This window comes from Pantoea sp. UBA6567, assembly GCF_002434165.1.
Taxonomy (GTDB): domain Bacteria; phylum Pseudomonadota; class Gammaproteobacteria; order Enterobacterales; family Enterobacteriaceae; genus Pantoea; species Pantoea eucrina.
In genome coordinates this window covers 106,568-127,300 of record NZ_DJJN01000012.1, presented here as the reverse complement: position 1 = coordinate 127,300, position 20,733 = coordinate 106,568, and the positions used below count along the sequence as shown (strand labels likewise).

The following is a 20,733-nucleotide window of genomic DNA, read 5'->3' as shown; positions in this document are numbered from 1 at the left end:
GGCAGCAGGCGACGTGAAAGGTAAAACACGTAAATACAATAAATGGAGTAGAAACATGGCGTGGAATCAGCCCGGAAATAACGGACAGGACCGCGACCCGTGGGGAAGCAGCAATAATCAAGGCGGCAACTCTGGGGGGAATAAAGGAGGGCGCGAGCAGGGGCCTCCCGATCTGGATGATATCTTCCGTAAGCTGAGTAAAAAACTCGGCGGACTGGGCGGTGGCAAACAGAACGATAACGGTCAGCGCAGCGGCGGTAGCGGTGGCAAACTGGTTGGCATTGCAGGCGCAGCCGTAGTGATTATCTGGGCGGCAAGCGGCTTCTACACCATCAAAGAAGCGGAACGCGGTGTTGTAACCCGTTTTGGCAAATTCAGTCATCTGGTTGAGCCTGGCCTCAACTGGAAGCCGACATTTATTGATAACGTACGCGCTGTCAACGTTGAAGCCGTGCGCGAGCTGGCTGCATCAGGCGTGATGCTGACATCCGATGAAAACGTGGTACGCGTTGAGATGAACGTCCAGTATCGCGTGACCGATCCGGAGCGCTATCTTTATGCAGTAACCAGCGCGGATGACAGCCTGCGTCAGGCCACCGACAGCGCGCTGCGTGGCGTGATTGGTCGTTCCACCATGGATCGCATTCTGACCGAAGGGCGTACCGTGGTGCGTAGCGATACGCAGCGTGAGATTGACGAAACGATTCGCCCCTACAATATGGGGATCACCCTGCTTGACGTAAACTTCCAGGCGGCGCGTCCACCGGAAGAGGTAAAAGCCGCGTTTGATGATGCGATCGCCGCACGCGAAAACCGTGAGCAGTATGTGCGTGAAGCAGAAGCCTATGCCAACGAAGTGCAGCCGCGTGCCAACGGTCAGGCGCAGCGTATTCTGGAAGAAGCGCGAGCGTACAAAGAGCGTACCGTACTGGAAGCGCAGGGTGAGGTTGCCCGTTTTGCGCGTCTGCTGCCGGAGTACAAGGCGGCACCACAAATCACCAAAGAGCGTCTCTATATCGAAACCATGGAGCGCGTGCTGAGTCATACGCGTAAAGTGCTGGTTAACGATCGCAGCAACAATCTGATGGTACTGCCGCTCGACCAGCTGCTGCGCAACGGCCAGTCAGGCAGCCAGAGTGGCCAGAACAACACTAACCTGATGAAATTGCCTTCGTCGCCAGGCAGCAGTGCCGATCGCAACAGTAACTCATCTTATAGTCCGGACAGCGTCATGGACCAGCGCCGCGCAAACGCGCTGCGCAACGATACCCAGCGCGAAGGGAGGGAGTAACCGATGCGTAAGCCAATCATCGCCGTAATTATCGTAGTGCTGGTGGTGCTCTACGCGTCACTGTTTGTTGTGCAGGAAGGGCAGCGCGGTATCGTGCTGCGTTTTGGTAAAGTCCTGCGCGACGACGAGAATAAGCCACAGGTTTATGCGCCGGGTCTGCACTTTAAAATTCCATTCATTGAAACCGTGAAATCGCTGGATGCACGTATTCAGACCATGGATAACCAGGCCGATCGCTTTGTCACCAAAGAGAAGAAAGATCTGATCGTCGACTCTTATATCAAGTGGCGTATCAGCGACTTCAGCCGCTACTACCTGGCAACGGGCGGTGGCGATATCTCTCAGGCTGAGGTGCTGCTGAAACGTAAGTTCAGCGACCGCCTGCGTTCAGAAATGGGCCGTCTCGATGTGAAAGATATCGTGACCGATTCGCGTGGCCGTCTGACCACTGACGTACGCGATGCGCTGAACACGGGCAGCGCGGGTAACGATGATGAAGTTCAGACGCCGGCAGCAGATGATGCCATCGCCAGCGCTGCCGCACGCGTTGAGCGCGAAACCAATAGCAGCGAGCCTGCGCCAAATCCAAACAGTATGGCGGCGCTGGGTATTCAGGTTGTTGATGTGCGTATTAAGCAGATCAACCTGCCAACTGAAGTCTCTGACGCCATCTACAACCGTATGCGCGCCGAGCGTGAAGCGGTTGCCCGTAGCCAGCGTTCACAGGGGCAGGAAGAGGCAGAAAAACTGCGTGCGCAGGCTGATTACCAGGTAACCCGTACGCTGGCTGAAGCGCAGCGTCAGGCGCTGATCTCGCGCGGTGAAGGGGATGGTGAAGCCGCCAAGCTGTTCGCCGATGCCTTCAGCCAGGATCCTGATTTCTATGCGTTCATTCGCAGCCTGCGGGCGTATGAAAACAGCTTTGCGGATAATCAGGACGTCATGGTGCTGAGCCCGGATAGCGATTTCTTCCGCTATATGAAAGCACCGACCAACGTTTCACGATAAGCGCTTATAAAGCCAGGGCCGACACTGATGTCGGCCCTTTTTTTTGGATAACGTATGAATTCAACCATCTGGATGGCGCTTGCGCTGGTGCTGATACTGGAAGGCGCAGGGCCGATGTTAATGCCGCGACTCTGGCGGCGCATGATCCTTTCTCTGACGCAGCTGCCTGACCGCCTGCTGCATCGTTTTGGCGGTGGACTGGTGGTGGCGGGCGTGGTGATTTACTGCCTGTTCAGCCAGCATATGCAGGGATAATCGCGCCGCTTACCGGTTAAGTTGTGCCTGTCGGGCCGAGCCTCCCCAACATGTTGTGAGCTGAACAAAAGGCAGGCAAAAAACAGCGCAAACGTGTGCTAAAAGTGCTGAAACTGTGAAAAACCGATGGTAGAATCCATTTTTAAGCAATCGGTGATTTTAGAAATGGGTAAGAACGTCGTCGTACTGGGCACCCAATGGGGTGACGAAGGTAAAGGTAAAATCGTAGACCTTCTGACTGAACGCGCTAATTATGTGGTGCGTTACCAGGGTGGCCACAATGCAGGCCATACACTTGTCATCAACGGTGAAAAAACCGTCCTCCACTTAATTCCTTCTGGCATCCTGCGTGAAAATGTTACCAGCATCATTGGTAACGGGGTGGTATTGTCACCTGAAGCGCTGATGAAAGAGATGAATGGTCTGGAAGCGCGCGGTGTGCCGGTACGTGAACGTCTGCTGATTTCTGAAGCCTGCCCGCTGATCCTGCAATATCACGTTGCAATGGATCTGGCACGCGAAAAAGCGCGCGGTGCCAAAGCGATCGGTACCACGGGCCGCGGTATCGGGCCTGCCTATGAAGATAAAGTGGCGCGTCGCGGCCTGCGGGTCAGCGATCTGTTCAACAAAGAGACCTTTGCAGCCAAGCTGAAAGAGATTGTTGATTTCTACAACTTCCAGCTGGTGAACTACTACAAAACCGATGCCGTTGACTACGAAAAAGTGCTGAGCGACGTGATGGCCGTAGCGGACATCCTGACCAGCATGGTAGTGGACGTATCCGATCTGCTGGATGGCGCGCGCAAGCGTGGCGATCTGATCATGTTTGAAGGTGCGCAGGGTACCCTGCTGGATATCGACCACGGTACTTACCCCTATGTGACTTCCTCTAACACCACCGCAGGCGGCGTGGCAACCGGCTCCGGTATCGGTCCGCGCTATGTCGACTACGTGCTGGGTATCGTGAAAGCCTACTCCACCCGCGTCGGAGCGGGTCCGTTCCCGACCGAGCTGTTTGATGAGACCGGTGAGTTTCTGTGCAAGCAGGGCAATGAGTTTGGTGCCACTACCGGCCGCCGTCGCCGTACCGGCTGGCTTGATGCGGTTGCTGTACGCCGTGCCGTACAGATTAACTCGCTTTCCGGCTTCTGCATGACCAAACTGGACGTGCTGGATGGCCTGAAAGAGGTTAAAATCTGTGTCGGCTACCGTATGCCGGATGGCCGCGAGATGACCACTACGCCGCTGGCAGCTGAAGGCTGGGAAGGTATCGAACCGATTTACGAAACTCTGCCTGGCTGGAGTGAGACCACCTTTGGTGTCAAAACCGTGGAGGGTCTGCCCCAGGCCGCACGTGATTACATCAAGCGTGTCGAAGAAGTAACCGGTGTGCCGGTTGATATTATCTCAACGGGCCCGGACCGTAGTGAGACCATGATTCTGCGCGATCCGTTCGACGCATAATCTTCTCAGGCCGGACATGTTCCGGCCTCTGTTTATCCGCTGTCTGCTTCCGCTCACTCTGTTTTTTTCGGCTCAGGACCACACGGGCATGAAAAAAGCGCTCCGGGTTTTTCCGCACTGGTTTATCATCATTGTTAATCGAAGCGTGCAGCTGGCGCTAAAACTAAAAAATCTGATGGTTTACTGAGGTATATGTGCAGCTAACAAGTTTTACCGATTATGGTCTGCGCGCACTGATTTACATGGCTACGCTGCCCGAGGGCAGGCAGACTAACATTACTGAAGTCACCGATACTTACGGCGTATCGCGTAACCATATGGTAAAAATCATCAATCAACTGAGCCGGGCCGGCTTTGTAGCTGCTACACGCGGCAAAAACGGCGGAATTCGTTTAGGTATGGACCCGGAAAAAATTATTATTGGCGACGTTGTCAGAAAGATGGAGCCGCTGCAGTTAGTTAACTGTGACACCTGCGCCATCACCCCAGCCTGCCGCTTACGTAAGGCGCTTAATGACGCCGTGCAGTTATTTTTGCAGGAGCTGGATAACTATACGCTGGCCGATCTGGTAAGAAACAACGATTCGCTCTACCACATCCTATTGTCCGAACCGCCGGTGGCAATCCACTCCAAATGACATCGGAGGAACCTAATGTCAAAAGATCCTTTTCAGGACAGAGAAGCTGAAAAATATGATAACCCGATCCCCAGCCGCGAATTTATTCTCGGGCTGCTGGAGCAGCGGGAAAAACCAGCCAGCCGCGAAGAGATTGCGGGGGCGTTAAACATCACCAGTGAAGATCAGCTGGAGGCGCTGCGCCGTCGTCTGCGCGCAATGGAGCGTGACGGTCAGCTGGTCTTTACCCGTCGTCAGTGCTATGCGCTGCCGGAACGCCTCGACCTGCTGCGCGGCAAAGTGATTGGCCATCGTGACGGCTACGGCTTTTTACGCGCTGAAGGGCAAAAAGATGACTTCTATCTTTCCGCCGAACAGATGAAATTCTGCCTGCATGGCGACGTGATCCTGGCGCAGCCAGGCGGTGCCGATCGTAAAGGTCGCCGTGAAGCGCGCGTGGTGCGGGTGCTTGAACCGCGCAACAGCCAGATTGTCGGCCGCTACTTTACCGATGCCGGCACGGGCTTCGTGGTGCCGGACGATAGCCGTCTGAGCTTTGATATTCTTATTCCGCAGGACGCAACGCTTGATGCCCGGATGGGCTCTGTTGTCGTGGTCGAGATTGTGCAGCGCGCCACGCGCCGCACCAAAGCTATCGGTAAAGTCACCGAAATCCTCGGCGACAATATGGGCACCGGTCTGGCAGTTGATATGGCGCTGCGTACGCATGAAATTCCGCACACCTGGCCGGAAGAGGTCGAAAGAGAGATTGCGAAGCTGAAAGAAGAGGTGCCGGAAGCGGCGAAGCAGGGACGTATCGATCTGCGTCAGCTGCCGCTGGTTACCATTGATGGCGAAGATGCCCGCGACTTCGATGATGCCGTCTACTGCGAGAAAAAGCGCGGTGGTGGCTGGCGCCTGTGGGTAGCGATCGCTGACGTAAGTTACTACGTGCGGCCGGGTACGGCGCTGGATGACGAAGCGCATCAGCGCGGAACATCAGTCTACTTCCCGTCGCAGGTCGTGCCGATGCTGCCTGAGATCCTCTCCAACGGCCTCTGCTCGCTGAATCCGCAGGTTGACCGCCTTTGCATGGTCTGTGAGATGACTATCTCTGCCAGCGGTAAACTGACCGGCTATAAGCATTATGAAGCGGTGATGAACTCACACGCGCGACTGACCTATAACAAAGTCTGGAATATCCTGCAGGGTAATCCCGAGCTGCGTGAGCAGTATGCGGCACAGGTAAAACATCTCGAAGAGCTGCACGCTATGTACGAGGTGCTGGAAACCGCACGCGAGCAGCGCGGTGGCATCTCATTTGAAACGGAAGAAGCGAAGTTTATCTTCAACGCTGAGCGCCGTATTGAGCGCGTTGAGCGCACGGTACGTAACGACGCGCATAAACTTATCGAAGAGTGCATGATCCTCGCTAACATCGCGTCTGCCCGCTTTGTGGAGAAACACCAGGAGCCGGCGCTGTTCCGCGATCACGATCGTCCGAGTGAAGACAGCATCACCAGTTTCCGCACCGTACTGAGCGAGCTGGGTCTGAGCCTGCCGGGCGGCGCAAAACCGCAGCCTGTGGACTACGCCGAACTGCTGGATCAGATCGCCGAGCGTCCGGATGCTGAGATGCTGCAGACCATGCTGCTGCGCTCCATGAAACAGGCGGTCTACGATCCGGAAAACCGCGGACACTTTGGTCTGGCGCTGGCTTCTTACGCCCACTTTACTTCGCCGATCCGCCGCTATCCGGATCTGCTGCTGCACCGGGCGATTAAATATCTGCTGGCAAAAGAGCAGGGCATGGAAAACGGTATCACTACGCCGAACGGCGGCTACCACTATGATATGCAGCAGATGCTGCAGCTGGGTCAGCACTGTTCGATGACCGAGCGCCGCGCTGATGAAGCGACGCGCGACGTTGCTGACTGGCTGAAGTGCGACTTCATGCAGGATCAGGTGGGCAATGTGTTTAACGGCGTGATCTCCAGCGTGACCGGCTTTGGCTTCTTTGTGCGGCTGAGCGATCTGTTCATCGATGGCCTGGTGCATGTCTCCACGCTGGATAACGACTATTATCGCTTTGATGCCGTCGGACAGCGTCTGATCGGCGAGTCGGGCGGCCGTACCTATCGTCTTGGCGATGCGGTGGAAGTGCGCGTGGATGCGGTGCACATGGATGAGCGTAAAATCGATTTTGCACTGATCTCCAGCAAGCGCGTGCCGCGTGGCGAAGGCAAAACCGCGCGGGAACGCGAGAAGCGCAGCGGCAAGCCTGCCACAAAGCGCCGTCGCGACGCGGGTAAAAAAGGCAACTTTGAACCGGATGCGGCTTTCCGTGGTGAAAAGAAACCGGCTGCTGCGCAGAAAAGTGAGAAAAAAGGCAATAAAGTCTCTGAGAAAACCCGTAAAATCGCCGCCGCCACTAAGGCTAAGCGGGCATCAAAAAAAAGCAGCGCGACCTGATGGTCACCGGATTGTCCTGACAGGCAATCCGGGTATGCTGTACGCGCTGTACCGGATGCGCCGCCGCGCGCATCCTGAACCCGGATCTCAGCGATCGCTGTTCTAACCCAATCTTGAGCAAAATAATGAGCGAAATAGTTTTTGGCATTCATGCCGTGCAGGCGCTGCTGGAGCGCGACCCCCAGCGTTTTCAGGAAGTTTTCATTCTCAAAGGGCGCGACGATCGCCGCCTGCAGCCGCTGATTGCCGCACTGGAAGCTCAGGGTATTGTGATCCAGCTGGCTAACCGCCAGTGGCTCGATGCACAGGTAGAGGGCGGCGTGCATCAGGGCATCGTGGCGCGTATCAAACCGGGTAAAAATTACCAGGAGGGCGATCTGCCCGATCTGCTGCAGTCGCTGGAGAAACCGTTTCTGCTGATCCTCGACGGCGTAACCGATCCACACAACCTGGGTGCCTGCCTGCGCAGTGCTGACGCGGCGGGTGTTCATGCGGTCATCGTGCCGAAAGATCGTGCTGCACCGCTTAACGCCACGGCAAAAAAAGTCGCCAGCGGCGCTGCGGAAAACGTTCCGCTCATTCGCGTCACTAACCTGGCGCGCACTATGCGACTGCTGCAGGAATACAACATCTGGATCGTTGGCACTGCCGGTGAGGCGGATCATACGGTTTATCAGAGCAAAATGACCGGTCCGCTGGCGCTGGTGATGGGGGCGGAGGGCGAAGGTATGCGCCGCCTGACGCGCGAACACTGCGATGAGCTGATCAGCATTCCGATGGCAGGCAGCGTCTCTTCGCTGAACGTCTCGGTGGCGACCGGCGTCTGCCTGTTTGAGGCCGTGCGCCAGCGCCAGGCGTGATCGGCACCGCAAAATATCAACAAGCGCTTTCCCCTCCTGTACGGCTCTCCTGAATAATTCAGACAGAGCAGGCTGCCAGACGGTTACTCTGCCTGGCAGCCTCGTCGCTATGATGCGTTATCATCAGGAGGCGCTATGTTTCATACCACTCACCACGTATTCAATCAGCCTCATCCTCTCTGTAACAGTAATCTGTTTACCCGCGACAGCGCTCTGTGCGATGCCGTGGTGCGCGAAGGCGCGGCCTGGGACCAGGCGTGGCTGGCGTCGGTTGGTCTGCAGCTTGGCAGCGCGGAATCGCTGGAGCTGGGACGGCTGGCCAATAGTGAACCGCCGGTACTGCAGCGCTATGACGCGCGCGGCGAGCGCATCGACGAGGTGCGGTTTCATCCCGCCTGGCATCTGCTGATGCAGGGCGTCTGTGCCAGCCGCTTACATAATCTCAGCTGGCAGCCTGATGCCCCGGCTCATGCCATGGTAGCGCGTGCGGCGCGCTTTATTCTGCATGCCCAGGCGGAAGCGGGTTCCCTCTGTCCGGTCACCATGACGCACGCCGCGCTTCCTCTGCTGCAGGCGCATCTGCCCGCAGCCTATGCTGACTGGCGCGCAGGCCTGCTGAGCGACCGCTACGATGCCCATCACCTGCCAGGCGGTCAGAAGCGCGGGCTGCTGATTGGCATGGGGATGACTGAAAAGCAGGGCGGTACTGACGTGCTGACTAACACCACGCGCGCTGAACCACTCGGTGTGCGTGCGCCGGGCGAGCCGTGGCGCATTACCGGTCATAAATGGTTTTTCTCTGTGCCGCAAAGCGATGCGCATCTGATCCTGGCCCATACCTCACGCGGCCTGAGCTGTTTTTTTCTGCCGCGACTGCTGCCTGACGGCACGCGCAATGCGCTGCGCATCGAGCAGCTCAAGGAGAAGCTGGGCAACCGCTCCAATGCCAGCGCTGAAGTGGAGTTTCAGGATGCCACTGGCTGGCTGATGGGCGAAGAGGGTGAAGGCGTGCGGCTGTTGTTACGCATGGGCGGCATGACGCGCTTCGACTGCGCGCTCGGCAGCCACGGCCTGATGCGCCGTGCGCTGTCGGTGGCGCTGCATCATGCGCAGCAGCGACAGGTCATGGGCAAACCGCTCAGCGAGCAGCCGCTGATGCGCCTCCAGCTGGCACGACAGGCGCTGCAGCTTGAAGCGCAGACTGCGCTGTTGCTGCGGCTCGCCCGGGCGTGGTCAGCGCCAGCCAGCGAGACGGAGCGGCTCTATGCCCGGCTCTTTACACCGGTAGCGAAGTTTGCCATCTGCCGGGCCGGTATGCCGTTTGTCGCGGAGAGCATGGAGGTGCTGGGCGGTATCGGCTACTGCGAACAGAGCGAACTGCCGCGGCTGTATCGCGAGATGCCGGTTAACAGCATCTGGGAGGGATCGGGCAATGTCATGTGTCTGGATATTCTGCGCGTACTGCAGCGCTATCCTGCATGCCATGCGCTGCTGCAGCAGGAGTTTGAGGCGGTGAGGGGCGCTAATCGTCATGTTGATCGCAGCTGGCGTCAGCTGCGTCTGCAGCTGCGTCATCCGCATGAAGCGCAGGCGCGTGACCTGGCGCAGGAGCTGTTCTGGCTGGCGAGTGCGGCGATACTACTGAAAGTCGCAGAACCGCCGCTGGCCGATGCGTGGTGTGCGCTTGCGCTCGACGGGCGCGGCGCACGTGGCCCGGATGAGACGCTGGCCGCGCGTCTGCTACTGCGCGCCGGCGCTGCCTGAAGGCGCGCCGTAGAGGATCGCGGTGGCGTACCACAGGCCGGGAAAGGAGGTGTCATCCAGCATCACAATCTGATAATAGACAGCCCCAGCCTGGCTGGCGCGTGCGGCAATCGCGCGCTGTGCATCATCCGGTGAACCGCGCGTCGACGCGCTGATATTGCCCAGCTTCGGCAGTCCGGCGCTCTGCGCGCGCGAAATCTCCTGGGGCTGTGAGGCGGGCGGCGGTGGCGCCTGCGGGGTCGACTGCAGCGTTGAACATCCACACAGCACCAGACTCAACAGCAGTAACAGACGGGACATAACGGCTCCGGAAATGCAGGGAAGATAGCTAAAGTGTAAGCCATCTTCCCGCAATCATCAGCTGTTGAGCCTGAACAGGCTGACCAGCGCCGTAAGATGATGCCCTTTCTCGCTCAGATGCCGGGCGGTGCTCTCAGACTGCATAACCATATCGCTGCTCTGATGTGTCGCCTGACCAATATGGTTCATCGCCAGGTTAACCTGACCGATACCCGCCGCCTGCTCCTGTGCCGCGATATTGATCTCATCCATCAGCGTTTTGACCTGCTCAAAATGCGTCACAATGTGGCTCATATTATCGCGCGTCTGCTCAGAGAGCGCATGGCCCGCCGCAACCCGCTCAATGGAGCGGGCGATCAGCGTATCGATCTCTTTTGCTGCGCTGGCGCTGCGTTGCGCCAGCGCCCGCACTTCGGCGGCGACTACGGCAAAGCCGCGCCCGTGTTCGCCGGCGCGCGCGGCTTCTACGGCCGCGTTCAGTGCCAGGATATTGGTCTGAAATGCTATTGACTCAATCACATGGGTAATATCGGCAATACTCTGCGACGCAACCCTGATCTCCGCCATGGTTTCCGCTGAGCGGGCGACAGTGGCCCCACCCTGACTGACGGTACCGGCAGCTTCGCTCATCAATGCCATCGCCTGACGTACGTTAGCCGCGGTCTGCGCCACCGTGGCGCCAAACTGCTCCATGCTGGCGGAAGTCTCTTCCACGCTGCTCGCCTGACGGCTAATCTGCTCGCTGATGGTCGCGCTGCCAGCCGCAATCGTATCGGTGCCGTCACTGATCTCCTGAGCGGCGCCCCGCACCTGGCGCACCACTTTTTCCAGCCCGTCGCCAATGCCGTTGATGGCAGCCACCAGCTGGCCCACCTCATCGCGTCGCGCTGAGTTAAGATGCGCCTGCAGGTTACCCGCCGCATACTCTTCGGCCAGATGGATCACCTGCTGCAACGGGCGTGTAAGGGCATGACGACAGTAAAAAACAAAGCCGGCAGCAAACAGCAGCACCAGCGCCAGGCCGATAGCCATAAACAGGTTGCGACTCTGCGTAACCGGCGCCAGCAACGCGGCACGGCTGACCTCACCGGCAATAACCCAGTCCCAGCCCGGCAGCTGCTGCCACGCCAGCAGCCGGGTTTCACCGGCGTCCTCAAAGCTGAGCAGCCCGGCGGGCTGTGTAAGCAGCCGCTGCTGTACCGCCTGACTCCAGCGCGGCTGCTGCCCCTCAGCGTGGCGGTCAAACAGGTAGGTGCCCTGTTTACTGCCCGGCGTACCATTCAGCACAAAGAAACTGCCGCTGTCACCAAGATGGCGCGCCAGCACTTTGTCGCGTATCAGCGCATACTGTGTATCGATTTTTACGCCGACAAATAAAATCGCAATGACGCTGCCGCTTTCATCACGTACCGGCTCATACTGGGTGATATAGCGATGCCCGAACAGCGTAGCCAGCCCGCGCCATGTGGTGCCTTGCTGTACGCTGCGCCAGGCGGCGCTGCTGCGATCCAGGCGGGTGCCAATGGCGCGGCTGCCATCCTCTTTTTTCAGTGACGTCGCGATACGCACGTAGTCATCACCGTCGCGGACAAAGATGGTCGTCACCGCGCCGGTACGCTCAAAAAAGTCATCCACGGCAAGCTGATCGAGATTAAGCGTTTTCAGACCGGCACGCAGCACCGGCGTGCTCAGCTCACCTGTCTGAACGCGGGTGCTCTCGTCACGGCTGAAACGTTTAGGTAAAAAGCTCTGGAATAATCTGGTGTAGTTTGCCACCTCTTCGGAGAGCGTAGCGTTAAACAGCGTGGCCATTTCACTGATGCCCTGTACCTGATTGGTCATATCGTCGGTTGCCAGCTGCTCCAGCTGACGGGCGGCGTTATGGCTCAGGGTAAATGTCAGGACAAACAGTACGACGGCGACGCTGAAAGACGTCAATACAGACAGCCTGACGCCAAGGCTCAGGGCGCTGAGAGAAAGACGCTTCATAAAATACCTGTTATTTAGAATGGGGGAGAACGATCAACGGCAAAAACCGGCAAAGGTTTAGGGTGAAAAAGCAGCGACGTTAATCTGCTAACGCGCCGGCAGAGAACAGGTACACTCGGTATCAGATGCACGCTATTCAGGAGCGCTACCGTGATTGAACTGACAACAGAGACTCTGGCAGGAATCGAGTGTATTCATGCCGCACCCGCCGGTCAGCGGCAGACTCCGCTGCCCGCCATTCTCTTTTACCATGGCTTTACCTCATCAAAAGAGGTTTACAGCTACTTTGCTGTAGCGCTGGCGCAGGCAGGATTTCGCGTCATCATGCCCGATGCAGAGATGCACGGGGCGCGTTATCAGGGCGACAGCGCACTGCGTATGACGCGTTTCTGGGAGATTTTGCGCCAGAATATTGATGAGCTGCCGCAGCTGGAGAGCGCGCTGCGTGACAACCGCTGGATCGCCGGCGAACGTTTTGCGGTGGCGGGGGCCTCAATGGGCGGGATGACGGCGCTGGGAGCCATGGCGCGCTACCCGCACATTCAGAGTGTTGGCTGTCTGATGGGATCGGGCTATTTCCGGCAGCTCAGCGAGCAGCTCTTCCCGCCGCTGGTACCGAAAACCGCTGAGCAGCAGCAGCTGCTTGCTGCGCGCCTGGCGCCGCTGAGCGCTTACGATCCCGCCACAAAGCTGGCCCGGCTTGCCAGCCGGCCGCTGCTGCTCTGGCACGGCGAAGCGGATGAGGTGGTGCCTTTCGCTGAGACGCAGCGCCTTGCAGAGGCGCTGCGCGCCACACAGCAGGATGGTCAGCTTACGTTCCTGTCTGAGCCGCAGATCGGGCATAAAATCACGCCCGCCGCGCTCACCGCGCTGGTGGCGTTTTTTACGCGTTCCCTCTGAGCAGCCGCCAGCGGGGACTTCAGCGCTGCCCGGACAGTCGATCGGCGGGGCGCTGCGCAGCGGTAAACGGGTTATCAGCCGGCGCATCCAGCCGGTTAACATAGATATAGCCTGAAGCCGCTTTACTGCTGCTTCTCATCTGCTGCGCAGAGTCAGTAACGCTGGCAATGGCGGGGGAAGAGAGAAAGAGACTCAGTAAAGTGGCGACAATGACAGCTTTCATAATCGACTCCTCACCTGTGATACTTCATCAATCGCGCACGCGGTGCATTTTTCAGGGCGCTTTTATAGAGTTTAGTTTTTAACCAGCGCAGCGCCAGAGCGGCTTTTTGAACGCGTACTTCAATGTTTTTGAAAAAACGCGCGTAACAGGCTGAAGTTGCACGCTTAGCACAAAAAGGCGCGCTGTCTGGCACGCCTGTGCAAAACAGGCGAAATGTGCGCTTGTGTTTAGCCCCTGAGGCCAGTATGATTACGCGTCAATTTTTCAGCTGCATTCAGAGGTGTGTGTCATTTAACGATGATATGCAACCTATAACGTTCCTTGCTTCCATGGGCCGCAGCTGACCCTGACAGGAGGCTGAATAATCCGTAAGGAGCTATCGATGCGTCATTACGAAATCGTATTTATGGTCCATCCTGACCAGAGCGAACAGGTTCCGGGCATGATCGAGCGTTACACTGGTGCTATCACTGGTGCACAGGGCACGATCCACCGTCTGGAAGACTGGGGCCGCCGTCAGCTGGCTTACCCGATCAACAAACTGCACAAAGCTCACTATGTTCTGCTGAACGTAGAAGCGCCGCAGGAAGTGATCGACGAGCTGGAAACTAACTTCCGCTTCAACGACGCCGTTATCCGCAGCATGGTTATGCGCGTTAAGCACGCGGTAACTGAAGCTTCTCCGATGGTTAAAGCGAAAGACGAGCGTCGTGAGCGCCGCGAAGATTTCGCTAACGAATCGGCAGAAGAGTCAGATGCTGGGGATTCTGAAGAGTAATTCCCGATGACGGCAAATCAGCTGCGTCTGTCCGGCACTGTGTGCAGGACGCCAGTTCGAAACGTCAGTCCGTCAGGGATCCCACACTGCCAGTTCATGCTTGAGCATCGTTCTGTGCAGGAGGAGGCCGGGTTTCACCGGCAAGCCTGGTGTCAGATGCCGGTGATTATCAGCGGCAGCGCCCATCAGGCGATTACTCAACATATAACGGTCGGCACGCAACTCACGCTCACAGGTTTTATTAGCTGCCATCAGGCACGCAATGGCCAGAGCAAACTTGTGTTACATGCCGAGCAGATTGAATTGATAGATTCTGGAGACTAGCCAAATGGCACGTTATTTCCGTCGTCGCAAGTTCTGCCGTTTCACCGCGGAAGGCGTTCAAGAGATCGATTATAAAGATATCGCAACGCTGAAAAACTACATCACTGAAAGCGGCAAGATTGTTCCAAGCCGTATCACCGGTACTCGTGCTAAATACCAGCGTCAGCTGGCTCGTGCTATCAAGCGCGCGCGTTACCTGTCTCTGCTGCCGTACACTGATCGTCATCAGTAATCGGCAACTGTCCATTAACGACTTTAAGAGGATAAGGTAATGCAAGTTATTCTGCTTGATAAAGTAGCAAACCTGGGCAGCCTGGGTGACCAGGTTAACGTTAAAGCGGGCTACGCTCGTAACTTCCTGGTACCACAGGGCAAAGCTGTTCCTGCTACCAAGAAAAACGTTGAGTTCTTTGAAACTCGTCGTGCTGAACTGGAAGCCAAACTGGCTGACGTTCTGGCAGCTGCCAACGCACGTGCTGAGAAAATCAGCGGCCTGGGCACCGTTACCATCGCGTCTAAAGCAGGCGACGAAGGTAAACTGTTCGGTTCTATCGGTACCCGCGACATCGCTGATGCAGTTTCTGCAGCAGGTGTTGAGGTGTCTAAGAGCGAAGTTCGCCTGCCGAACGGCGTTCTGCGCACCACCGGTGAGCATGAAGTTGACTTCCAGGTTCATAGCGAAGTTTTCGCTAAACTGGTTGTGAATGTAGTTGCTGCATAATTTTATGCAGTAATGCGAAAACGCCGGCCCTGTGCCGGCGTTTTTGTTTCCGGCGCTTACTGAGCGCGGATAAAGGTGCCGTCGGGCTGACGGGTAAACAGCACCGGACCGTTACTGCCATCAACGGTAAGACCGGTCACTACGCCGTCGCCATTCTGCCGAATCTTCACCTGCTGACCGCTCTGCAGCGAGCTCAGCGGCGAGCCTTCTCCCTCTACGCGCGCCATCGCAAACACATCATTAACCGGCAGATTATTGTCCCGGAACAGCTGCGCCAGCGTCTGGCCCGAGGCTACGCTGTAGCTGCGCCAGGTGCCCTGCGCATCAATAGCCGGCTGGCCGTTTTGCGGCGCAGAAGCGCTATCCTGATTACCAGAAAGCTCCGCCTGCATTGGTACCTCTTTCGGCTGACTCTCAACCGAACGTTCAACCGGATATTTGCCGTTGCTGGTCGGCCAGAGAAACGCCAGCAGCACGATTATCAGGGCAATAACGATGCCGCGGCGATGAAGCGGCGGCAGGGGATCCATCCAGCGTACATCATCCAGCAGGTGCCAGACGCGCTGCAGGGCAGCAGGCATGCGGGACGGGGTATCTGTGGCCATAGGTGAATCCTCCTCGCCAGCGGTTTTATGCAGTCTGGCTGGCAGCCAGCGTTGCAGCCAGGGTAACAGCGTTCGCGTGGTGCGCGTCCGGCGACGTCGCGGGGCAATCTGGCCCATGTTATCTCTCTTGTTTTACAGTATGGGCAATGACAGCAGGAAGTGCCCGCCAGCATTGAAAAATTTGACCTGCGTATTGTTTCTGTTTCGTCGCCAAATGTCATCACGCACCGCGTGAGATTTTACGCCAGCCGCGTGCGCTGCTATGCTGCCGGTTCAATTTTATCCGGGATTAAGGAATCAAGATGACGACCCCTTCATTTGACAGCGTCGAATCACAAGCAAGTTACGGTATCGGTTTACAGGTTGGTCAGCAGCTGCAGGAGTCTGGACTGCAGGGTCTGCAGCCTGAAGCACTGCTGGCAGGTCTGCGCGACGCGCTGGAAGGGAACTCACCGGCGGTTCCGGTTGATGTGGTACACCGTGCGCTGCGCGAAGTACACGAGCGTGCAGAAGGCGTGCGCCGCGAGCGCACCGAAGCGATGGCCGCACAGGGTCAGCAGTTCCTGGAGCAGAATGCCCAGCGTGAAGGCGTAAGCACGACGGAGTCAGGTCTGCAGTTTAGCGTGATCAAACAGGGCGATGGTCCGATTCCGTCACGTCAGGATCGCGTACGCGTGCACTACACCGGTAAGCTTATCGACGGCAGCGTGTTCGACAGCTCCGTTGCCCGCGGTGAGCCAGCAGAGTTTCCGGTTACCGGCGTTATCGCTGGCTGGATCGAAGCATTAACGCTGATGCCGGTTGGCTCAAAATGGGAGCTGACTATTCCGCACAACCTCGCCTACGGTGAGCGTGGTGCCGGCGCCTCAATCCCGCCATTCAGCACCCTGATTTTTGAAGTTGAGCTGCTGGAAATCCTGTAATAGCTTCGCCGCCAGGGGCGTATAAATGCGCCCCTACGGGTTGGCCGATGTAGGGGCGCCATTAATGGCGCCCTTGTTGCGTGTGGGGATCGAATGTAGGGGCGCCATTAATGGCGCCCTGGTGACAGGCGGGCGGGGTCAGGGATGCTGCAGGTTGACCTGCCAGATAGCAAAGCCCGTCTCGTCTGTGCTTACTGGCTTCATCGGATAGTCGGCATACTGGTTTATAAACTGCGTTGCTTTACTACCCGGTGCCGTTTCAAAGCGAATATCCAGCGGCGTCTGGCTCTTTATGGGCGCTAAACGCCAGTTATGATCTGCCTGCGGCTGCACGGCGCCCTGTTGCTTACTTTGGCTGCTGATATAGGCTGCCACCACGGCGCGATTCTCATCCGGTGAGGCAAAGGCGACAAACGGTTCGCCGGTACCGGCAAACTTACCGCCCCAGGCGCGATAATTATTGGTCGCCACAAGGAAGGTTGCCGCAGGATCAACCGGCTTACCCTGCCACGTAAGCTGGCGGATGCGTGACGCATTTTGATTAATCAGGGCACATTCGCTGTCGTAGCGGGCGGGCTGCGTCACATCAATCTGATAATTCACGCCATCTATTACGTCAAAATTGTAAGTGCGAAAATCCCAGTTAATCAGCGACTGCGGCTTGCTGCTGTGTGGGTCAATCTGATTAAACTGCCCGGCTGAGCACTCCAGCCACTCCTTAACCTGAGCGCCGCTCACTTTCATTACAACCAGCGTATTGGGATAGAGATACAGATCGGCGGCGTTACGAAACGTCAGCTCTCCTTTCTCAACCTCCACATAGCTTGCGGGATCGTTTTTGCGGCCGCCCACCTTAAACGGAGCGGCTGCCGACAGCACCGGCAGACCTCCCAGATCGGGATCGCCCTGAATAAAGCGTTCGGTATAGGCGCGCTGCGCGTTATTCACAATCTGCACGGTGGGATCGTCCTGCACCAGCGCCAGATAGCTGTACATCACATCGGCCGATTTGCCGATCGGTTTGGCGACAAACTCGCGCGTGGCGCGATGATCTTCAGCCAATACCGCAACCAGCGCGGGATCTTCTGCCGCCAGCGATCGTTTCGCCGCTGCGTCATAAATCGGCCGGGCAGCGGCGGTTCCCTGCGTCACCTGCCACGGCCCGCGATCGTTGCTCAGCACCAGATCGACCACGCCAAGATGATCGCCCCACATCCCCGGCATCACCGCGGGGATGCCATTCAGCGTCCCCTGAGTGATATCCGCACCTTTAATGGCAGCAAACTCTTTAGAGGGAAATACGGCATGTGCATGACCAAACATAATCGCGTTGATACCCGGCACCTGGCTCAGATACCACACCGAGTTTTCCGCCATCGCATGATAGGGCTCGCTGCTCAGGCCGGAGTGGGGAATGGCAACAATAATGTCAGCACCTTTAGCGCGCATTTCCGGCACATAGCGTTTGGCGGTTGCGGTAATGTCATCAACCCGCACTTTACCCTGCAGATTATTGCGATCCCATACCATAATCTGCGGAGGCACAAAGCCGATATAGCCAATCTTAAGCGTGTGCTGAGCGCCGCTGCGATCGGTTACCAGGGTCTTTTTAATCAGATAGGGCGTAAACAGCGGCTTACCACTGGCTTCATCAATGATATTGGCATTCACATAGGGAAAGCGTGCACCTGCCAGCGCGCGCTGCAGATAAGGAAGGCCGTAGTTGAACTCGTGGTTTCCCAGGTTGCCGACCGCGTAATCCAGCGTGTTCAGCGCCTTATAAACCGGATGCACTTCGCCTGGCTGCAGCCCCTTTGCCGCCATATAATCGCCAAGCGGGCTGCCCTGAATGATATCGCCATTATCGACCAGCACGCTGTTTTTGCGCCCGGCGCGCGCTTGCTGAATCAGCGTGGCGGTACGCACCAGACCGAACTTCTCCGTGGATTTATCTTTGTAATAATCAAAATCCATCATATTGCTGTGCAGATCGGTGGTTTCCAGAATACGCAGATCCACAGTCGCAGCCTGAGCGGTAGCGGCTGCCAGACACAGCGCCAGTAACGACATGTTCACTCTGAACACGGCTCTCTCCTTGTTTACCAAATAGGCCTCTCAAAATAATGTAAAACCATGACAAATTATCAGTTCAATTTGTGATAGATATCGGGGTTTTGCTTTTTTTCCGCGACCTCAGGCGATTCAGCAATGCGCCATAGTTACCCTTTGCAATCTATGGTATTGATATTACGATCTATTATTGAACACGATGCCGGGCAACAGACAGGCGGGGCTTTACCTGCCAGACTTTGAAGAGCAACAGTCCGGGTCGGAACGTGCATTTCTGCGAAAATGAGGTGAAGCATGTTAGAGAAAATTTGCCAGCTGGCGCGTGACGCAGGCGATGCAATTATGCAGGTCTACGACGGCGCGCAGCCGATGAACGTGACCAGTAAAGCGGATGATTCACCCGTTACCGCGGCGGATCTGGCCGCACATGATGTGATCATGCAGGGCCTGAAGACGATCTCGCCCGATCTGCCGGTGCTGTCTGAAGAGGATCCGCCAGCGTGGGCGATCCGTCAGCAGTGGCAGCGTTACTGGCTGGTTGATCCGCTGGATGGCACCAAAGAGTTTATCAAGCGTAACGGTGAATTTACCGTCAACATTGCCCTGATCGATCAGGGTAAGCCGGTGATGGGCGTCGTTTATGCGCCGGCGCTGGGCGTGCTCTATTCAGCGGCAGAGGGTAAAGCGTGGAAAGAGGAGGCGGGGCAGACTACCCGCATTCACGTGCTGGATGCGCGGCCACCGCTGGTCGTCGTCAGCCGCTCGCACGCTGACAACGATCCGGAGCTGAAGGAGTACCTGACGCAGCTGGGCGAACACCAGACCACGGCTATCGGTTCATCGCTGAAGTTCTGCCTGGTGGCCGAAGGTAAAGCGCAGCTCTATCCGCGCTTCGGGCCTACCAATATCTGGGATACCGGTGCAGGCCATGCGGTTGCGCTGGCGGCGGGGGCCCATGTGCATGACTGGCAGGGGCGTACGCTTGACTATACGCCGCGCGAATCCTTCCTGAATCCCGGTTTCCGCGTTTCTCTGTTTTAATGCATCGGGAGGCGTACGCCTCCCATTATTTACGGCTGCAGCAGAGAGTGAAGCAGCGTCATCACCTCTTTAACTTCATCCTGCGTCAGCGCTCCCTCTTTCGCAAAACGGATATGTGCCGTTTTATCCAGCACCACTACGGTCGACTCCCCTTTTCCCAGCTGCCAGGCTTTTCGCGCGCTGCCGTTGCTGTCGATAATGAACTGCGACCAGGGGAACTGCGCTTTGTTACTTTCAATGCTATTGCGCACAAACATGCCGGTCCCCGGAATGGCGTCATCGGTATCGACCAGCGTGGTGGTCTGATAGCGATCGTGCGGTAGCTGGGCTGCTTTGATCGCCTCAATCAGCGCCGCGTTTTGCTCTTTAGCTGAGATGCGTCCGGCGAGATGCAGGATCACCCGTACTTTGCCGCTAAGCTGAGCGCTGTTCCACGGCTGATAGCTGAACTTATCCTGCTGATACATCAGCTCGCCCCGATCGGCAACACCCACCGGCGGCACGCGTTCGCCGGTTTTAAAAGCGTGTGCTGCTGCCAGGCCAGGCAATAGCAGGGCGATCGCAAGCAGGGGAAGGGCCAGACGCATAGAGTGCTCCTTAGTGATCAGACCAGTTGGTCATATTTTTGTCATGGTAAGCGCGGATGATGCGCCTGTCGCGAAAACCTGGCAGCTTTGCAACCTGCGCCACAAATCTGTAACCAACAAAGGTTTATACTGGATTTTGTGAGCTGAATGACAGAGTTGTCTGTAATGATGTGTCAATTCAGTAAAAAATTCATGTTTCCGGAACCCGGATCAAAAATCCTGTTCTATATTTAGGCCTCATTTGCGCTTCATGAGTTCGTACCCATTTGGCAACGGCGAAGCGTATTACATCTGTTCAGGAGTTAAACAGCATGAAGATCTTCCAGCGATATAATCCGCTGCAAATTGCGAAATATGTGAAAACGCTATTTAAAGGAAGGTTGTATATCAAGGATGTTGGCGCGTTTGAGTTTGATAAAGGCAAAGTGATTTTGCCACGCGTTAAAGATAAACAGCACCTCAGCGTGATGTCAGAAATCAATCGTCAGGTGCTGCGACTGCAGGCTGAGTATAACTAAGCGTTAAAATCAGGCAGTAAAAA

At 56.8% G+C, this 20,733-nt stretch carries 22 protein-coding genes; 16 read left to right on the top strand and 6 right to left on the bottom strand.

Annotation, left to right across the window (positions count from 1 at the left end):
* Window positions 1-55: 55 nt before the first annotated feature.
* The 8 genes from hflK (at window position 56) to B4M48_RS17725 (ending at window position 9,731) form a co-directional block, all read left to right on the top strand.
* Window positions 56-1,291: an FtsH protease activity modulator HflK gene (gene hflK, locus B4M48_RS17760; protein ID WP_071669173.1), complete on the top strand. Its 1,236-nt coding sequence runs from the start codon at window positions 56-58 to the stop codon at window positions 1,289-1,291.
* A 3-nt stretch (window positions 1,292-1,294) separates the two neighbouring features.
* Window positions 1,295-2,299: a protease modulator HflC gene (gene hflC, locus B4M48_RS17755; protein WP_071669174.1), complete on the top strand. Its 1,005-nt coding sequence runs from the start codon at window positions 1,295-1,297 to the stop codon at window positions 2,297-2,299.
* 54 nt (window positions 2,300-2,353) lie between these two features.
* Complete coding sequence (locus B4M48_RS17750) at window positions 2,354-2,554, top strand: DUF2065 domain-containing protein (RefSeq protein WP_039380628.1); 201 nt, start codon at window positions 2,354-2,356, stop codon at window positions 2,552-2,554.
* A gap of 165 nt (window positions 2,555-2,719) precedes the next feature.
* Entirely contained in the window at window positions 2,720-4,018 is a 1,299-nt protein-coding gene (locus B4M48_RS17745) for an adenylosuccinate synthase (RefSeq protein WP_071669175.1), read from the top strand.
* A gap of 194 nt (window positions 4,019-4,212) precedes the next feature.
* Entirely contained in the window at window positions 4,213-4,656 is a 444-nt protein-coding gene (nsrR, locus tag B4M48_RS17740; RefSeq protein WP_039380624.1) for a nitric oxide-sensing transcriptional repressor NsrR, read from the top strand.
* 15 nt (window positions 4,657-4,671) lie between these two features.
* A complete protein-coding gene (rnr, locus tag B4M48_RS17735; protein ID WP_039380621.1) occupies window positions 4,672-7,107 on the top strand; it encodes a ribonuclease R in 2,436 nt (811 codons plus the stop codon).
* Window positions 7,108-7,232: 125 nt separating this feature from the next.
* The gene (rlmB, locus tag B4M48_RS17730) at window positions 7,233-7,967 is read left to right on the top strand and encodes a 23S rRNA (guanosine(2251)-2'-O)-methyltransferase RlmB (protein ID WP_039380618.1); all 735 of its coding nucleotides are present in this window, start codon (window positions 7,233-7,235) and stop codon (window positions 7,965-7,967) included.
* A gap of 135 nt (window positions 7,968-8,102) precedes the next feature.
* Window positions 8,103-9,731 (top strand): isovaleryl-CoA dehydrogenase, encoded by a 1,629-nt coding sequence (locus B4M48_RS17725; protein ID WP_039380614.1) that lies wholly within the window; start codon window positions 8,103-8,105, stop codon window positions 9,729-9,731.
* Here B4M48_RS17725 and bsmA read toward each other — a convergent pair.
* Window positions 9,708-10,031 (bottom strand): biofilm peroxide resistance protein BsmA, encoded by a 324-nt coding sequence (gene bsmA / locus B4M48_RS17720; protein ID WP_250341117.1) that lies wholly within the window; start codon window positions 10,029-10,031, stop codon window positions 9,708-9,710. The genes B4M48_RS17725 and bsmA overlap by 24 nt on opposite strands.
* Window positions 10,032-10,088: 57 nt before the next feature.
* Window positions 10,089-12,020, bottom strand: a complete 1,932-nt coding sequence (locus B4M48_RS17715) for a methyl-accepting chemotaxis protein (protein ID WP_071669177.1) — start codon at window positions 12,018-12,020, stop codon at window positions 10,089-10,091.
* A gap of 150 nt (window positions 12,021-12,170) precedes the next feature.
* Between B4M48_RS17715 and yjfP the strand changes: the two genes are divergently transcribed.
* Window positions 12,171-12,920, top strand: coding sequence for an esterase (gene yjfP, locus B4M48_RS17710; protein WP_094112187.1), 750 nt, complete (start codon window positions 12,171-12,173; stop codon window positions 12,918-12,920).
* A gap of 19 nt (window positions 12,921-12,939) precedes the next feature.
* On the opposite strand, the gene B4M48_RS17705 is transcribed toward yjfP, so the two are convergent.
* Window positions 12,940-13,143: a hypothetical protein gene (locus B4M48_RS17705; RefSeq protein ID WP_039380605.1), complete on the bottom strand. Its 204-nt coding sequence runs from the start codon at window positions 13,141-13,143 to the stop codon at window positions 12,940-12,942.
* A 382-nt stretch (window positions 13,144-13,525) separates the two neighbouring features.
* On the opposite strand from B4M48_RS17705, the gene rpsF reads away from it, so the two are divergent.
* Genes rpsF through rplI form a run of 4 tightly spaced genes read left to right on the top strand, consistent with a single transcriptional unit; the run spans window position 13,526 to window position 14,966 of the window.
* On the top strand, window positions 13,526-13,921 hold the full coding sequence (gene rpsF / locus B4M48_RS17700) for a 30S ribosomal protein S6 (RefSeq protein ID WP_039380603.1): 396 nt from the start codon (window positions 13,526-13,528) through the stop codon (window positions 13,919-13,921).
* A 6-nt stretch (window positions 13,922-13,927) separates the two neighbouring features.
* Window positions 13,928-14,245, top strand: coding sequence for a primosomal replication protein N (priB, locus tag B4M48_RS17695; protein WP_071669179.1), 318 nt, complete (start codon window positions 13,928-13,930; stop codon window positions 14,243-14,245).
* Between the two features lie 4 nt (window positions 14,246-14,249).
* Window positions 14,250-14,477 carry a 30S ribosomal protein S18 gene (gene rpsR / locus B4M48_RS17690; protein WP_000135199.1) on the top strand — a complete coding sequence of 76 codons (228 nt, stop codon included), beginning with the start codon at window positions 14,250-14,252 and terminating at the stop codon, window positions 14,475-14,477.
* 39 nt (window positions 14,478-14,516) lie between these two features.
* A complete protein-coding gene (rplI, locus tag B4M48_RS17685; protein WP_065648101.1) occupies window positions 14,517-14,966 on the top strand; it encodes a 50S ribosomal protein L9 in 450 nt (149 codons plus the stop codon).
* Between the two features lie 56 nt (window positions 14,967-15,022).
* On the opposite strand, the gene B4M48_RS17680 is transcribed toward rplI, so the two are convergent.
* Window positions 15,023-15,688, bottom strand: a complete 666-nt coding sequence (locus tag B4M48_RS17680) for an OapA family protein (RefSeq protein ID WP_175540481.1) — start codon at window positions 15,686-15,688, stop codon at window positions 15,023-15,025.
* 185 nt (window positions 15,689-15,873) lie between these two features.
* Here B4M48_RS17680 and fklB point away from each other — a divergent pair, with 185 nt between their 5' ends.
* Complete coding sequence (gene fklB / locus B4M48_RS17675) at window positions 15,874-16,494, top strand: FKBP-type peptidyl-prolyl cis-trans isomerase (RefSeq protein ID WP_071669180.1); 621 nt, start codon at window positions 15,874-15,876, stop codon at window positions 16,492-16,494.
* A 138-nt stretch (window positions 16,495-16,632) separates the two neighbouring features.
* On the opposite strand, the gene B4M48_RS17670 is transcribed toward fklB, so the two are convergent.
* Window positions 16,633-18,564 (bottom strand): bifunctional 2',3'-cyclic-nucleotide 2'-phosphodiesterase/3'-nucleotidase, encoded by a 1,932-nt coding sequence (locus B4M48_RS17670; RefSeq protein WP_276524716.1) that lies wholly within the window; start codon window positions 18,562-18,564, stop codon window positions 16,633-16,635.
* Between the two features lie 294 nt (window positions 18,565-18,858).
* Between B4M48_RS17670 and cysQ the strand changes: the two genes are divergently transcribed.
* Window positions 18,859-19,605: a 3'(2'),5'-bisphosphate nucleotidase CysQ gene (gene cysQ, locus B4M48_RS17665; RefSeq protein WP_039380590.1), complete on the top strand. Its 747-nt coding sequence runs from the start codon at window positions 18,859-18,861 to the stop codon at window positions 19,603-19,605.
* 29 nt (window positions 19,606-19,634) lie between these two features.
* Here cysQ and B4M48_RS17660 read toward each other — a convergent pair whose 3' ends face one another.
* The gene (locus tag B4M48_RS17660) at window positions 19,635-20,192 is read right to left on the bottom strand and encodes a YtfJ family protein (RefSeq protein WP_039380588.1); all 558 of its coding nucleotides are present in this window, start codon (window positions 20,190-20,192) and stop codon (window positions 19,635-19,637) included.
* A 311-nt stretch (window positions 20,193-20,503) separates the two neighbouring features.
* Here B4M48_RS17660 and B4M48_RS17655 point away from each other — a divergent pair, with 311 nt between their 5' ends.
* Window positions 20,504-20,710 carry a DUF1107 domain-containing protein gene (locus tag B4M48_RS17655; RefSeq protein WP_039380586.1) on the top strand — a complete coding sequence of 69 codons (207 nt, stop codon included), beginning with the start codon at window positions 20,504-20,506 and terminating at the stop codon, window positions 20,708-20,710.
* The last annotated feature ends 23 nt before the right edge of the window (window positions 20,711-20,733 follow it).

Bases quoted from the DNA above. Each gene is read 5' to 3' on its own strand.
- B4M48_RS17750 (WP_039380628.1), top strand. From the start codon at position 2,354: ATGAATTCAACCATCTGGATGGCGCTTGCGCTGGTGCTGATACTGGAA.
- B4M48_RS17745 (WP_071669175.1), top strand. From the start codon at position 2,720: ATGGGTAAGAACGTCGTCGTACTGGGCACCCAATGGGGTGACGAAGGT.
- fklB (WP_071669180.1), top strand. From the start codon at position 15,874: ATGACGACCCCTTCATTTGACAGCGTCGAATCACAAGCAAGTTACGGT.
- B4M48_RS17715 (WP_071669177.1), bottom strand. From the start codon at position 12,020: ATGAAGCGTCTTTCTCTCAGCGCCCTGAGCCTTGGCGTCAGGCTGTCT.
- rlmB (WP_039380618.1), top strand. From the start codon at position 7,233: ATGAGCGAAATAGTTTTTGGCATTCATGCCGTGCAGGCGCTGCTGGAG.
- B4M48_RS17680 (WP_175540481.1), bottom strand. From the start codon at position 15,688: ATGGGCCAGATTGCCCCGCGACGTCGCCGGACGCGCACCACGCGAACG.
- priB (WP_071669179.1), top strand. From the start codon at position 13,928: ATGACGGCAAATCAGCTGCGTCTGTCCGGCACTGTGTGCAGGACGCCA.
- B4M48_RS17660 (WP_039380588.1), bottom strand. From the start codon at position 20,192: ATGCGTCTGGCCCTTCCCCTGCTTGCGATCGCCCTGCTATTGCCTGGC.
- rpsF (WP_039380603.1), top strand. From the start codon at position 13,526: ATGCGTCATTACGAAATCGTATTTATGGTCCATCCTGACCAGAGCGAA.
- rnr (WP_039380621.1), top strand. From the start codon at position 4,672: ATGTCAAAAGATCCTTTTCAGGACAGAGAAGCTGAAAAATATGATAAC.
- rplI (WP_065648101.1), top strand. From the start codon at position 14,517: ATGCAAGTTATTCTGCTTGATAAAGTAGCAAACCTGGGCAGCCTGGGT.
- cysQ (WP_039380590.1), top strand. From the start codon at position 18,859: ATGTTAGAGAAAATTTGCCAGCTGGCGCGTGACGCAGGCGATGCAATT.
- B4M48_RS17655 (WP_039380586.1), top strand. From the start codon at position 20,504: ATGAAGATCTTCCAGCGATATAATCCGCTGCAAATTGCGAAATATGTG.
- B4M48_RS17670 (WP_276524716.1), bottom strand. From the start codon at position 18,564: ATGTCGTTACTGGCGCTGTGTCTGGCAGCCGCTACCGCTCAGGCTGCG.
- hflC (WP_071669174.1), top strand. From the start codon at position 1,295: ATGCGTAAGCCAATCATCGCCGTAATTATCGTAGTGCTGGTGGTGCTC.
- rpsR (WP_000135199.1), top strand. From the start codon at position 14,250: ATGGCACGTTATTTCCGTCGTCGCAAGTTCTGCCGTTTCACCGCGGAA.
- B4M48_RS17725 (WP_039380614.1), top strand. From the start codon at position 8,103: ATGTTTCATACCACTCACCACGTATTCAATCAGCCTCATCCTCTCTGT.
- hflK (WP_071669173.1), top strand. From the start codon at position 56: ATGGCGTGGAATCAGCCCGGAAATAACGGACAGGACCGCGACCCGTGG.
- bsmA (WP_250341117.1), bottom strand. From the start codon at position 10,031: ATGTCCCGTCTGTTACTGCTGTTGAGTCTGGTGCTGTGTGGATGTTCA.
- B4M48_RS17705 (WP_039380605.1), bottom strand. From the start codon at position 13,143: ATGAAAGCTGTCATTGTCGCCACTTTACTGAGTCTCTTTCTCTCTTCC.